This window comes from Streptomyces calvus (genome assembly GCF_006782915.1).
Lineage (GTDB): Bacteria > Actinomycetota > Actinomycetes > Streptomycetales > Streptomycetaceae > Streptomyces > Streptomyces calvus.
Window position 1 is genome coordinate 277,233 of sequence record NZ_VCNP01000010.1, and the last position, 11,862, is coordinate 289,094.

General features: G+C 72.8%; 14 protein-coding genes. 5 read left to right on the top strand and 9 right to left on the bottom strand.

Translation table 11 applies throughout. From position 1 onward, the window contains the following. Nucleotides 1-92 precede the first annotated feature (92 nt). Nucleotides 93-293, top strand: a complete 201-nt coding sequence (locus FGW31_RS05490; RefSeq protein ID WP_142192190.1) for a hypothetical protein — start codon at nucleotides 93-95, stop codon at nucleotides 291-293. 39 nt (nucleotides 294-332) lie between these two features. Here the strand turns inward: FGW31_RS05490 and FGW31_RS05495 are convergent, their stop codons facing one another. Beyond that, nucleotides 333-758 (bottom strand): guanyl-specific ribonuclease, encoded by a 426-nt coding sequence (locus FGW31_RS05495; protein WP_142192191.1) that lies wholly within the window; start codon nucleotides 756-758, stop codon nucleotides 333-335. 141 nt (nucleotides 759-899) lie between these two features. Further along, a complete protein-coding gene (locus tag FGW31_RS05500; RefSeq protein ID WP_142192192.1) occupies nucleotides 900-1,526 on the bottom strand; it encodes a dihydrofolate reductase family protein in 627 nt (208 codons plus the stop codon). A 143-nt stretch (nucleotides 1,527-1,669) separates the two neighbouring features. Between FGW31_RS05500 and FGW31_RS05505 the strand changes: the two genes are divergently transcribed. Next, a complete protein-coding gene (locus tag FGW31_RS05505; RefSeq protein WP_142192193.1) occupies nucleotides 1,670-2,422 on the top strand; it encodes an SDR family NAD(P)-dependent oxidoreductase in 753 nt (250 codons plus the stop codon). A gap of 124 nt (nucleotides 2,423-2,546) precedes the next feature. Here FGW31_RS05505 and alc read toward each other — a convergent pair whose 3' ends face one another. Together alc and allB are read right to left on the bottom strand one after the other, a co-directional pair. Further along, nucleotides 2,547-3,662, bottom strand: a complete 1,116-nt coding sequence (gene alc / locus FGW31_RS05510) for an allantoicase (protein ID WP_142192194.1) — start codon at nucleotides 3,660-3,662, stop codon at nucleotides 2,547-2,549. Between the two features lie 32 nt (nucleotides 3,663-3,694). Further along, on the bottom strand, nucleotides 3,695-5,035 hold the full coding sequence (allB, locus tag FGW31_RS05515; RefSeq protein ID WP_142192195.1) for an allantoinase AllB: 1,341 nt from the start codon (nucleotides 5,033-5,035) through the stop codon (nucleotides 3,695-3,697). A gap of 239 nt (nucleotides 5,036-5,274) precedes the next feature. Here allB and allR point away from each other — a divergent pair, with 239 nt between their 5' ends. Continuing rightward, nucleotides 5,275-6,081, top strand: coding sequence for an allantoin degradation transcriptional regulator AllR (gene allR, locus FGW31_RS05520; RefSeq protein WP_142192196.1), 807 nt, complete (start codon nucleotides 5,275-5,277; stop codon nucleotides 6,079-6,081). An 80-nt stretch (nucleotides 6,082-6,161) separates the two neighbouring features. Here the strand turns inward: allR and FGW31_RS05525 are convergent, their stop codons facing one another. Beyond that, nucleotides 6,162-6,476, bottom strand: coding sequence for a DUF5955 family protein (locus tag FGW31_RS05525; RefSeq protein ID WP_142192197.1), 315 nt, complete (start codon nucleotides 6,474-6,476; stop codon nucleotides 6,162-6,164). Between the two features lie 202 nt (nucleotides 6,477-6,678). Between FGW31_RS05525 and FGW31_RS05530 the strand changes: the two genes are divergently transcribed. Then, on the top strand, nucleotides 6,679-7,293 hold the full coding sequence (locus FGW31_RS05530) for a nucleotidyltransferase family protein (protein WP_142192198.1): 615 nt from the start codon (nucleotides 6,679-6,681) through the stop codon (nucleotides 7,291-7,293). A 209-nt stretch (nucleotides 7,294-7,502) separates the two neighbouring features. Continuing rightward, nucleotides 7,503-9,128, top strand: coding sequence for a malate synthase A (aceB, locus tag FGW31_RS05540; protein ID WP_142192200.1), 1,626 nt, complete (start codon nucleotides 7,503-7,505; stop codon nucleotides 9,126-9,128). A gap of 55 nt (nucleotides 9,129-9,183) precedes the next feature. On the opposite strand, the gene FGW31_RS05545 is transcribed toward aceB, so the two are convergent. The 4 genes from FGW31_RS05545 to FGW31_RS05560 form a co-directional block, all read right to left on the bottom strand. Further along, nucleotides 9,184-10,098, bottom strand: coding sequence for a HipA family kinase (locus FGW31_RS05545; protein WP_142192201.1), 915 nt, complete (start codon nucleotides 10,096-10,098; stop codon nucleotides 9,184-9,186). 187 nt (nucleotides 10,099-10,285) lie between these two features. Continuing rightward, nucleotides 10,286-10,669 (bottom strand): hypothetical protein, encoded by a 384-nt coding sequence (locus tag FGW31_RS05550; protein ID WP_142192202.1) that lies wholly within the window; start codon nucleotides 10,667-10,669, stop codon nucleotides 10,286-10,288. Further along, complete coding sequence (locus tag FGW31_RS05555) at nucleotides 10,666-11,271, bottom strand: GNAT family N-acetyltransferase (protein WP_233288524.1); 606 nt, start codon at nucleotides 11,269-11,271, stop codon at nucleotides 10,666-10,668. The genes FGW31_RS05550 and FGW31_RS05555 overlap by 4 nt, the downstream gene beginning before the upstream one ends. 78 nt (nucleotides 11,272-11,349) lie before the next feature. Beyond that, complete coding sequence (locus FGW31_RS05560) at nucleotides 11,350-11,724, bottom strand: VOC family protein (protein ID WP_142192203.1); 375 nt, start codon at nucleotides 11,722-11,724, stop codon at nucleotides 11,350-11,352. Nucleotides 11,725-11,862 lie beyond the last annotated feature (138 nt).

Below are 11,862 nucleotides of genomic sequence, written 5' to 3' on the forward strand. Positions count from 1 at the left end.
GCGCGGGAGGCCGCGGATCGCCGTCTTCGGTCGGGCCGGGCTCGCCCCGCGGCCGATGTGGGTGGGGGGTCCGCGGGGCGAGAGTCTGTGCCATGAAGCAATTGCTGGAGTTACTGGGGTTCCTCGCCGTGGTGCAGGGGATCATGGGCCTGGTCGGCGAGTTCTCCGACTGGAACGGGGGCCTCGTGCGGCGGATCGGCCTTCTCGACGGCTACGAGCTGTACGGGAGCCTCGCCCTGCTCGTGCTGGGCGTGGCCCTGTTCGCCGCCGCCGAGAGCCGGAAGTCCGGATGATCCCCTTCCGGACTTCCGGCCGTGCCCCGGGGCGGGTTCTCAGCAGCCGTAGTCGACCAGGTCGAACGAGGCGTAGTGGTCCGCCGTGTAGTAGTCCTCCTGGTACTGCTCACCGGTGACGATGCGGCGGGCACCGCGGTCGTCCGAGCCCGGCGTGATCACCGTGTACTCGTGGTAGTAGCCGCTGGACTGACCGGGCAGCAGGCCTTCCCGGTTCTGGAAGACGGTGCCGTCCTGCTCGAACGGGTAGGGGCCGCCCTGCTCGATCAGGTCGAGCGTGTCGTGCGCCTCGGCGGGCAGGTCGGTGTAGCAGATGTCGCCGACGGCCTGGACGGAGGAGGCGGCCTGGACGGCGGCGGGCTGGGCGGCGTGGGCGGCGGTCGCGGAGACCGTGCCGCCCAGCAGCAGGGTGGACAGGATGACGGCTGCGGCGCCGGTCCGAGCGGCGCGTGGGGGGAATCGCATGGCTCCATGATGACGCGCGTAGACACTGGCATGTCAATGACAAGTACATGGATTTTTCGGTCGGGTCCGATGAGTTTTCCGGGACGTAACCTGCCGCCCGACCCCCGTCCGGGCGGCGGTTGCCGACCGCGCCGGCCGCGGTCAGGCGTCCTCCGGCAGGTCGTACGTGCCGTACTCGGGGCGGCCGCCGAAGTCGTACGTCTGGATGGAGACGCCCGCGCCGGTGATCCGGCCGCCCGCGTGCCGGAACGCGGTGGGCACCGAGCCCTCCGGGAACAGCCGGCGGCCGGCGCCGAGGACGACCGGGAAGGTCAGCAGGTGGAGGGTGTCCACCAGGTCGTGCGCGAACAGGAAGCGGGCGAGTGCGCCGCTGCCGTGCACCTGCAGCTCGCCGTCGGTGCGTTCCTTCAGGGCGGTGACCTCCTTGGCGAGGTCGCCGCCGAGCACGCTGGTGCCGGCCCACCCGGGATCGGTGAGGGTGGTGGAGGCGACGTACTTCGGCAGGGAGTTCAGCTTGCCGGCGACCGGGTCGGCGGGGTCGGTCATCTTCGGCCAGTACGAGGCGAAGATGTCGTAGGTGCGGCGGCCGAGGAGGAAGGCCCCCACCCGGGAGAAGACCTCGTCGACGAAGCGGCCGAAGTCCTCGTCCCCGTACGGGACGCTCCAGCCTCCCTGGTCGAAGCCGTCCCTGGTGTCCTCCTGGGGACCGCCGGGCGCCTGGTAGACGCCGTCGAGAGTGACGAACGAGGTGACGACGAGCTTGCCCATGGCGGGTTCCTGCCTTTCGGTGCGCGGAAGGACGTGACGTCATCAGCTCAGACCCCGGCCGGGCCCGCAACTCATCGGTCGTGCGCGAGGTCGACGTCCGTCGGCCGCCAGCGCCGCGGGAGCGGGGGCGCTGGGATGGACGCATGACGACACACACGACGGAGAAGAACCTGCTCGGCCGGGCGGCCCTGGTGACGGGCGGCAGCCGCGGCATCGGAGCGGCGACGGCGCTGCGGCTCGCGCGGGAGGGCGCGGACGTGGCCGTGACCTATGTGAACGGCAAGGAGGCGGCCGAGGAGGTCGTACGGGCCGTCGAGGCGCTGGGCCGCCGGGCGGTGGCCCTGCGCGCGGACGCCGCCGACGCGCAGGAGGCGGCCGGTGCGGTGACGGAGGCCGTGCGGGCGCTGGGCCGGCTCGACATCCTGGTGAACAACGCGGGCGTGGGCCTGCTCGGCCCCGTCGAGACGCTGTCGCCCGCCGATGTCGACCGGGTGCTCGCGGTGAACGTGCGCGGGGTCTTCCTGACCTCCCGCGCCGCCGTCGCCCATCTGCCGCGCGGGGGCCGGATCATCACCGTCGGCACCTGCATGACCCAGCGCGTGCCCGGCCCCGGCGGGACGCTGTACGCGATGAGCAAGTCGGCGCTGGTCGGGCTGACGAAGGCCCTGGCACGGGAGCTGGGCGAGCGCGGGATCACGGCGAACATCGTCCACCCGGGGCCGATCGACACCGACATGAACCCGGCGGACGGCCCGTACGGGCCCGGCCAGGCGGCGATGACGGCGCTGGGCCGCTTCGGCACGGCCGAGGAGGTGGCCGCCACGATCACCCACCTGGCCGGGGCCGCCTACGTCACCGGCGCGGAGTTCACCGTCGACGGCGGCCACTCGGCGTGACACACCGGCCGCGCGGCGGGCGGGGCCGCGTCGCCTGCCCGCCGCGCGGCGGAGTGGATCGTGGGGGCGGGGGCGGACAGGGGCGGCGGCGCGAGGCCGCCGTCCGCCGTCGGCTCCCGCAAGGTCAGGCGCCCAGTTCCCGGTGACGGGTCGCCAGGTCGGTCGCGCCCCGGTCGGTGAGCGAGCCGAACAGGCGCAGCCGGGAGATGCCGCCGTCGGGGAAGATGTCCACGCGCACGTGGGTGGCGACGCCCGGTTCCGGCAGGACGAAGCGGTGGTCGGTGTCGGGCTGGAGGCGGGTGCGCGGGAGGATCTCGCGCCAGTCGCCTTCCTCGCCGTCGCGCACGGACACCGAGGCCCAGCCGGCGCTGTTGCCCTTCAGGTAGGCCGTGTCGATCTCCAGGGCGCGGATCTGCGCCTGGGCGGCCAGCCGGTAGCGGATCCAGTCGTGGCCCCGGTCACGGCGGCGCCGGGTCTCCCAGCCGTCGTCCATCTTGCGGGAGCGGCCCGGCTGGATGGTGTTGGTGGCCGGCGAGTAGAAGAGGTTCGAGGCGTCCTCGACCTGACCGCCGTTCTCCAGGGCGACGAGGTCGAAGGTGCCGAGCGCCGTCAGCCACACCGGGTCCGGGACGACCTCGCCGTACACGCGCAGCCGGGCGATGCCGCCGTCGGGGTGCTGCTTGAGGCGCAGGTGGGTGAAGCGCTGCTCGGAGGCGACGGCGAAGCCGTTGGCGGCGTGGCCGCCCACCGGGGTGCGCGGCACCAGCGTCGTCCACTTCACGTCGTCCGAGAGGAGTTCCTCCGGCGACGGGGAGCCCTCAACCGCGGTGCCCTCGACCGACACGGCCTGCGGGTAGTTGCCGCGGAAGTGCGCGGTGTCCACGACGATGCCGCGGACGACTCCGGGCGCGCCGAGGCGGATCAGCGCCCAGTCGTGGTCCTCGTCCGTCGGCCAGGGGTGCTCGGCGGAGGTGCCGCGCCGGCGCCGGGTCTCCCAGCCGTCCATGACCTTGCCCTTGTGCCCGAAGTGCTCCGGGTCGAACTCGGCGCGCTCCGGCAGCAGCAGGTTCTCCCGCTCGGCGAAGAACTCGTCGTTGGCGGCGATGACACCGGCGCCGAGTCGGCGGTCGGCGAGGTCGGCGAGGTGGGTGAAGGGGAAGTCGGCGGTGCGGTAGTCCGCGTACGGGTCACCGCCGCTGTAGGGGTGCGCGTCGCCGGTGAAGCTCTCGATCGCCGTCACGGTGATCTGTTCCTGCCTTTCGGGTGTCGGTGTCAGTGGGAGCGGGTGAGGAGTCGGCCCTTCGGTTCGGTGAACGCGCCGTCGGCGACGATGCGCCGGCCGCGCAGCCAGGTGGATCGGACGACGCCGTACAGGGTCCTGCCCGCGTACGCCGTGACGCGGTTGCGGTGCTGGAGGGCCGCCGGGTCGACGGTGAACGTCTCGTCGGGGGCGAGGACGGCGAAGTCGGCGTCGTGTCCGGGCGCGATGGCGCCCTTGCGCCCGTCGAGTCCGACGAGCGCGGCCGTGCGCGTCGACATCCAGCGCACCACGTCCTCCAGGCCGTGGCCGCGCCTGCGGGCCTCGGTCCACACGGCCGGCAGGCTCAGCTGGAGGCCGGAGATGCCGCCCCAGGCGGTCGCGAAGTCGTCCGTCTTCAGGTCGGCGGTGGACGGGGAGTGGTCGGTGACGACGCAGTCGATGGTGCCGTCCGCCAGGGCCTGCCAGAGCAGGTCCTGGTTGGCGGCCTCGCGGATGGGCGGACAGCACTTGAACTCGCTCGCGCCGTCCGGGACTTCCTCCGCGGTGAGGGTGAGGTAGTGGGGGCAGGTCTCGGCGGTGACGCGCACCCCGTCCGCCCTGGCGGCGGCGAGCAGCGGCAGCGCGTCGCTGGAGGACAGGTGCAGCACGTGCACCCGCGCGTCCAGCCGCCGGGCCTGGTCGACGAGGTGCGCGATGGCGCTGTCCTCGGCGTGGCGCGGGCGGGAGGCGAGGAAGTCGGCGTACTTCGGGCCGCCCTGCTGCGGGGCGGCGTCGAGGTGGTGCGGGTCCTCGGCGTGCACGATCAGCAGTCCGTCGAACGCCGCGATCTCCGCGAGGGAGCGGGCCAGTTGCTCCTGGTCGAGGTGCGGGAACTCGTCCACGCCGGAGGGCGACAGGAAGGCCTTGAAACCGAAGACGCCGGCCTCGTGCAGCGGGCGCAGGTCCTTGACGTTGTCCGGCAGCGCGCCGCCCCAGAAGCCGACGTCGACGTGGGCCTTGTCGGCGGCGACCTGCTGCTTGGTGCGCAGGTGGTCGACGGTGGTGGTGGGCGGGACGGAGTTGAGCGGCATGTCGACCAGCGTGGTGATGCCGCCGGCCGCGGCGGCCCGCGTGGCCGTCCAGAAGCCCTCCCACTCGGTGCGGCCGGGGTCGTTGACGTGCACGTGGGTGTCGACCAGGCCGGGCAGCAGGACGTCGTCGCCCAGGTCCTCCAGCCGCGCACCGCCGGGGACGGACGCGTCGTACGGCAGCACGGCGGTGATCGTGCCGTCGGCGACCGCGACGGAAGCGGGGCGCGTGCCCTCGGGGGTGATGACGCGCGTCGAGCGCAGCACCAGTTCGACGTCGGACAACCGGATCCTCCTCGGCTTCCACCAGCGAAATTCAACGTTCTGTTGAAGGAGTCTTCATCGCGGGCCCCACTCCGTCAAGGGTGCGGCCTCCGGGCGGCCCACAACGGGGCACCCACTGGACGATTCCACAACGCGGAATTACAGTTTCGGTACGCAGAACATAGCTATGCACAAGCGGGCAGTCAACCGGCCGCCGGGTAGGCTTCTGCCCTTCCCGCCAGCCCCGAAAGGAACGCGCCGTGCCGACGTCCAGCGCCAGCACCTCCGACTCCGCCCGGTCTCCCGCCAATGGTGGCGTGCAGTCCCTCGAGCGCGCCTTCGACCTGCTCGAACGGATGGCGGACGCGGGCGGCGAGGTCGGGCTGAGCGAGCTGTCCGCGAGCAGCGGACTGCCCCTGCCGACCATCCACCGCCTGATGCGCACGCTCGTGGCGTGCGGCTACGTGCGCCAGCAGCCCAACCGCCGGTACGCGCTCGGCCCCCGGCTGATCCGGCTCGGCGAGTCCGCCTCCCGGCTGCTGGGCACCTGGGCGCGGCCCTATCTGGCCCGCCTGGTGGAGGAGACCGGCGAGACGGCCAACATGGCGCTGCTCGACGGCGACGAGATCGTCTACGTGGCGCAGGTGCCGTCCAAGCACTCCATGCGCATGTTCACCGAGGTCGGGCGGCGCGTCCTGCCGCACTCCACGGGCGTCGGCAAGGCCCTGCTGGCCGGCTTCCCGCCGCAGGAGGTACGGGCCCTGCTCGGCCGCACCGGCATGCCCGCCGCGACGGACAAGACCATCACCACGCCGGACGGCTTCCTCGCGGCCCTGGAGGAGGTGCGCCGCCTGGGCTACGCGATCGACGACAACGAGCAGGAGATCGGCGTCCGCTGCCTCGCGGTGCCCGTGCCCGACTCCCCCACCGCCGCGGCCATCTCGATCTCCGGCCCGGCCGGCCGGGTCACCGAGTCGGCGACGGAGCGGATCGTGCCGGTGCTCCAGCAGGTCGCCGCTGAACTCTCCGAGGCGCTCACCACGCCGGGCACCACCCCGGCCGGCTGACCGCGCCGCCGGGACCGCCGCCGGGACACTCCCGCGCGCCCGCACGGCCCGTGGACGCGGGCGTGCGGGCGCGGGTCCGGTCAGTTGTGCGAGGGCCGGCCGAACAGGTCGACGGCCTCGCGCAGTTCGCGCACGCCCTGGCCCAGTGCGCTCACCGAGCCGATCGCACCGGCGATCAGCAGCAGCGAGCGGCGCAGCCTCCCGACGTCCGGGCTGCCTGTCGCGGCCAGCGCGGCCAGCGCGGCCAGTTCCTCCTCCGCGATGCTCCGGTCCCGGAACTCACCGGGATGTGCGGCGAGTTGGCGGCGTAACCGGGCCACGGCGGAGGACAGCTCCCCCACCCGCGGGTCCGACTGACTGCCGGGCACACGCCTCTGTTCCACGCTCCGCAACACAGTCCTCCCCCAGACGCGCCGTTGTGCGCCTCCCCATCCGGTCCAGCGCCCCGCCGACCGGTGCGCGCCAGTAAACGCCACCCCGGGGCCTTTGCGCCAGTCCGCTGCGTCATCGACTTGTTCCGGAGCGTGACGCCCCTGCCCCGGCTTCCGCGTCCCGCGGCACCCCGTCAGCGGGCGACGGGTGCGGTATGCAGGACGTATGACGACATCCGACACCGGCCGGGACACCGCGGCCGTCACGGGACTGCTGCTCGCCGCGGGCGGCGGGCGGCGGCTCGGCGGCCGGCCCAAGGCCCTGCTCACCCACTGCGGGCGGCCACTGGTGGAGCACGCGGTGGCGACACTGCGCGCGGGCGGCTGCGCCCGCGTGCACATCGTGCTCGGGGCGCGGGCGGACGAGGTGCGCGCCCGCGCGCTGCTGCCGGACTGCGTCCTGGTCGACAATCCCGACTGGGAGCAGGGCATGGGCACCTCGCTGCGGGCCGGCCTCGACTCGCTGGCCGGCACGGGCGCGCGGGCGGCGCTGGTCTCGCTGGTCGACCAGCCCGGCATCGGCCCGGAGGCGATCGCCCGGGTGCTCGCCGCCGGCACCTCGCCCGGGTCGCTGGTCTCCGCGGCCTACGACGGCGTGCGCGGCCATCCGGTGCTGTTCGGGGCGGCGCACTGGCCGGGCATCGCGGCGACCGCGACCGGCGACCGAGGGGCACGCGCCTATCTGAAGGAGCACGCCGACCGGCTCACCCTCGTCGAGTGCGGTGACGTGGCCGAGGCGTACGACATCGACACGGAGGCGGATCTGGCGCACCTGGAGTGAGTCCGGGTGTGGCAGTGCGTGAGCGGGGTGGCACCGAGCGCCACGTTCCCTCGACCCGGAGAATCTCGACGTCAACAAAACATTGAACTTCCACCATGAGGAAACTACTATCCACTGTTCAGAAGCGCCCGACCTCCGCACGGGCGTCCGTCGCCGTACCCGGGTCGACTGGCACCCGGTGCCATGCACGCCGAAGGAAGTGACAGCTCATGTCCGCACCAGCGCCGTCCCCGCTGGCCATCGTCGACGCCGAGCCCCTGCCCCGGCAGGAGGAGGTCCTCACCGAGGCGGCCCTCGCCTTCGTGGCCGAACTGCACCGGCGGTTCACGCCCCGGCGTGACGAACTCCTCGCCCGCCGCGCGGAGCGCCGCGCCGAGATCGCCCGCACCTCCACCCTCGACTTCCTCCCGGAGACGGCCGCGATCCGCGCGGACGACTCCTGGCGGGTGGCCCCGGCGCCGCCCGCGCTGGAGGACCGCCGCGTCGAGATCACCGGCCCCACCGACCGCAAGATGACCATCAACGCCCTCAACTCGGGCGCGAAGGTCTGGCTCGCGGACTTCGAGGACGCCTCGGCGCCCACCTGGCAGAACGTGGTCCTCGGCCAGCTCAACCTGATCGACGCCTACACCAGGAACATCGACTTCACGGACGAGCGGACCGGCAAGTCCTACGCCCTGCGCCCGAACGAGGAGCTGGCGACGGTCGTCATGCGGCCGCGCGGCTGGCACCTGGACGAGCGTCACCTCACCGACGCCGACGGCACACCGGTGCCCGGCGCGCTCGTCGACTTCGGCCTGTACTTCTTCCACAACGCCAAGCGGCTGATCGACCTCGGCAAGGGCCCGTACTTCTACCTGCCCAAGACGGAGTCCCACCTCGAGGCCCGGCTGTGGAACGAGGTGTTCGTCTTCGCGCAGGAGTACCTGGGCGTCCCGCAGGGCACGGTGCGCGCCACCGTCCTCATCGAGACGATCACGGCCGCGTACGAGATGGAGGAGATCCTCTACGAACTGCGCGACCACGCTTCCGGGTTGAACGCCGGCCGCTGGGACTACCTGTTCTCCATCGTCAAGAACTTCCGTGACGGCGGCGCGAAGTTCGTCCTGCCGGACCGCAACGCGGTCACCATGACGGCCCCGTTCATGCGCGCGTACACCGAACTCCTCGTGCGTACCTGCCACAAGCGCGGCGCGCACGCGATCGGCGGCATGGCGGCGTTCATCCCGTCCCGCCGGGACGCCGAGGTCAACAAGGTGGCCTTCGAGAAGGTCCGCGCCGACAAGGACCGCGAGGCGAACGACGGCTTCGACGGCTCCTGGGTCGCCCACCCCGACCTCGTCCCGATCGCCATGGAGTCCTTCGACCGGGTGCTCGGCGACAGGCCGAACCAGAAGGACCGGCTGCGCGAGGACGTCCGCGTCGAGGCCGCCGACCTCATCGCGATCGACTCGCTCGACGCCAAGCCGACGTACGCGGGCCTGGTCAACGCCGTGCAGGTCGGCATCCGCTACATCGAGGCCTGGCTGCGCGGGCTCGGCGCCGTCGCCATCTTCAACCTGATGGAGGACGCGGCGACCGCGGAGATCTCCCGCTCCCAGATCTGGCAGTGGATCAACGCCGGTGTCGTCCTCGACAACGGCGAGCGGGTCACCGCCGAGCTGGCCCGCAAGGTGGCCGCCGAGGAGCTGGCGAACGTCCGCGCGGAGATCGGCGAGGAGGCGTTCGCGGCGGGCAACTGGCAGCAGGCCCACGACCTGCTGCTGAAGGTCTCCCTGGACGAGGACTACGCCGACTTCCTGACCCTGCCGGCGTACGAGCAGCTCAAGGGCTGAACCCGGTCGGACGGCCCGGGTGGCGCGCCGCCGCCCGGGGCCGTCCGTGCGTCCGTCATCCGAGGTGGACCGACCAGTCCTGGGCGGCCGCGGGCTTGCCGTGCAGGTCGGGGACGCGCTTGAGCCAGTCCGGGCGGCCCCGCTGGGTCCGCTCCGCGCGCCGGGCGTTCTCCTCGGCCAGCTCCTGGGCGCTCGGGAAGTCGGTCGGCAGCCAGGCCGCGGACGCCCGCGCCCGCGCGTGCAGGTACCGCACGTACGCCGCCCGGGTCTCCGCGGGTGTGGCGAACCCCGGTTCGCCGGCCAGCCAGTCGTCGGGCACCTCGGCGGTGATCTCCCGCAGGAGTTCCTCGGTCACCTTCGGCGCCAGTTCGGCGTCCGCCGCCCGCACGTCGGGGCCGTAGTGGCCGAGCGCGTGGTGGCGGAAGTCGTAGGCCTTGGCCGGGTCGGAGCCGTCCCAGCGGTGGTGGAAGACGAGCGCGGCGCCGTGGTCGATGAGCCACAGCCGCGGCGGTGCGACCCCGAGCGTCGGCCAGACCACCAGGTTGGAGCTGTGGACGGTGCGGTCCACGTTCACCGTCAGCGCGTCGAGCCAGACGATCCGGCCGGCCTCCAGCGGGTCGACCGGGAACACCCCGGCGACCTCCGGCGTGAAGTCCCGGGCGCCCGGCAGGTAGTCCATGCCGAGATTGACCCCTGCGCTGGAGGTGTGCAGCTCCCGCACCTCCTGGTGGGGCTCGTCGGCGGCGATCGCCGGGTCGAAGTGCGCCAGCACCAGCTCGGGGAACCGCAGTCCCAGGGCCCGCGCCAGCTCCCCCACGATCACCTCGGCGACCAGCGCCTTGCGCCCCTGCGCGGACCCGGTGAACTTCACGACGTAGGTGCCGAGGTCGTCCGCCTCGAAGACACCGGGGACGGAGCCGCCGGTACGCAGGGGCTCGAGGTAGCGGGTCGCGGTGACCTCTCTCAACATATTCGAAGGTCCTGTCGCGTATTCACCGGCGCTCCGCATTGCGAACGTCGTCACGCTGCGGCCGGTCGTCGGTTCGTGAAACGGAAACGGTGCTCGTGACCGGATACCCCGCGAGGATATCGGCACAGGCCCGGGCGCGGTCCCGGTTTTTCCCGGCACCGGGGCCCGGGGACCGGTGCCGCGGTTGCTACCAGATCCACATCCCGCCGAGGACGGAGGTCCGGCCGTGGTCGTCGACGCCGATCAGGTGGGCCGACTCGGGTCCGCCGCTCGTCTCGTCGTCCAGCGGGATGACGAAGCGGTGCTCCCCGAAGTGCAGGGCGAGCATCCGTTCCGGATCCAGTTCACAGCCGTCGACGGTCTCGCCGATGTAGCTGCGCATGAGGTCCGGCGACCCGGGTGCGGGAAAGCGCCACGCGCGGCCCCCGTACACCCCCACCGGGTCGCTCAGGGACCGCAGCACCGGTCCGTCGAAGTGCAGCTCGACGTGGTCGCGCACGAAGGACACGGCGCTGACCTCCGAGCCCCTCAGCAGCCGGAGCGGGTCGTCCGGGTCGTTCGCACCGTTCACGGGCCCATGCTGCCAGACGCCTCGGTCTGCCCGGGCGGTACGGGTACGGGTCGGTCCGGCCGTCCCTCCGCGGCGGCCTTGTGGTCCCGGGCCAGGAGGCCGAGCAGCACCTCGTCCAGGAACTCGCCCATCACCCAGGCCGAGGAGCGCAGGACGCCCTCGCGGACGAAGCCGTTGCGCTCGGCGGCGCGCAGCATGGCGGCGTTGTCGGCCAGTGTCTCGATCTGCAGCCGCTGCAGGCCGCGCACGACGAATCCGTAGTGGCACAGGACCGCGACGACGTCGGTGCCGTAGCCCTTGCCGCGCGAGGCCGGCAGCAGGCCGAGGCCGATGTGCGCGGACCGGTTGTGGTTGTCGATGCCCCACAGTGTGGCGGTGCCGACCAGCGTGCCGCCCGCCAGTTCCACCACGGAGAAGGGGACACTCGCCTGCTCCTTGTCGTCCACGACGAGCCGCGGGTCCTTCGCGTCGGGGGAGATCGGCCGCCACGGGCCGCTTTCCGCCCGGGAGGCGTTGACCACGTCGTTGTAGAGCTCGGCCCGCAGGACCGGGATGTCGTCCTCGTGCCGGGCCCGCAGCCCGACCGTGTCGCCCTTCAGCATGCGGGCTTCCTATCCGACCGGTCCGGCCCCCGGCAAACGATTAGTGGGCCGGACCGGGCGGACGGTGGGGCCGAGGGCTCAGTGCTCGCAGAGGCAGAACGGGTGGCCGGCCGGGTCCGCGTAGACCCGCCAGTTGGTGCCCGGGCGGATCTGGTCCGTCCGCTCCAGCACGGTCGCGCCGAGGGCGAGCGCCCGCTCCTCCTCCGCGTCGAGGTCGTCCACGTCGAAGTCCAGGTGGAGTTGCTGCGGGCGCTCCTGGCCGGGCCATTCGGGCGGCCGGTAGCCCTCCGCCCGCTGACAGGCCAGCGGGACTCCCTCGAACCCGTGCACCTCGACCCAGTCGGGCTCCTCCGGGTTCTCGACCACCCGGCCGCCGAGCAGCTCCGCGTAGAACTGCGCGAGCCGTACCGGATCGTCGCAGTCCAGCGCGACCGCCTGCAGCTTTCGAATCACTTGCGACACCCCTCACGCTTCGGCCGCTTCCGCGACGCCCGTACGGGTGGGGTCGTACCCGTCCCCGCCGCGGGCATGCCCGGCGGCGCGCCGGGCCGCCGCCGCGCTTCACCCGGGCTGCCGGTCCGGACGCCGGGC

Coding starts and splice junctions, on each gene's coding strand:
- FGW31_RS05545 (WP_142192201.1), bottom strand. CDS start 10,098: ATGTTGAGAGAGGTCACCGCGACCCGCTACCTCGAGCCCCTGCGTACC.
- FGW31_RS05500 (WP_142192192.1), bottom strand. CDS start 1,526: ATGGGCAAGCTCGTCGTCACCTCGTTCGTCACTCTCGACGGCGTCTAC.
- FGW31_RS05495 (WP_142192191.1), bottom strand. CDS start 758: ATGCGATTCCCCCCACGCGCCGCTCGGACCGGCGCCGCAGCCGTCATC.
- FGW31_RS05555 (WP_233288524.1), bottom strand. CDS start 11,271: ATGCTGAAGGGCGACACGGTCGGGCTGCGGGCCCGGCACGAGGACGAC.
- aceB (WP_142192200.1), top strand. CDS start 7,503: ATGTCCGCACCAGCGCCGTCCCCGCTGGCCATCGTCGACGCCGAGCCC.
- FGW31_RS05505 (WP_142192193.1), top strand. CDS start 1,670: ATGACGACACACACGACGGAGAAGAACCTGCTCGGCCGGGCGGCCCTG.
- FGW31_RS05490 (WP_142192190.1), top strand. CDS start 93: ATGAAGCAATTGCTGGAGTTACTGGGGTTCCTCGCCGTGGTGCAGGGG.
- FGW31_RS05530 (WP_142192198.1), top strand. CDS start 6,679: ATGACGACATCCGACACCGGCCGGGACACCGCGGCCGTCACGGGACTG.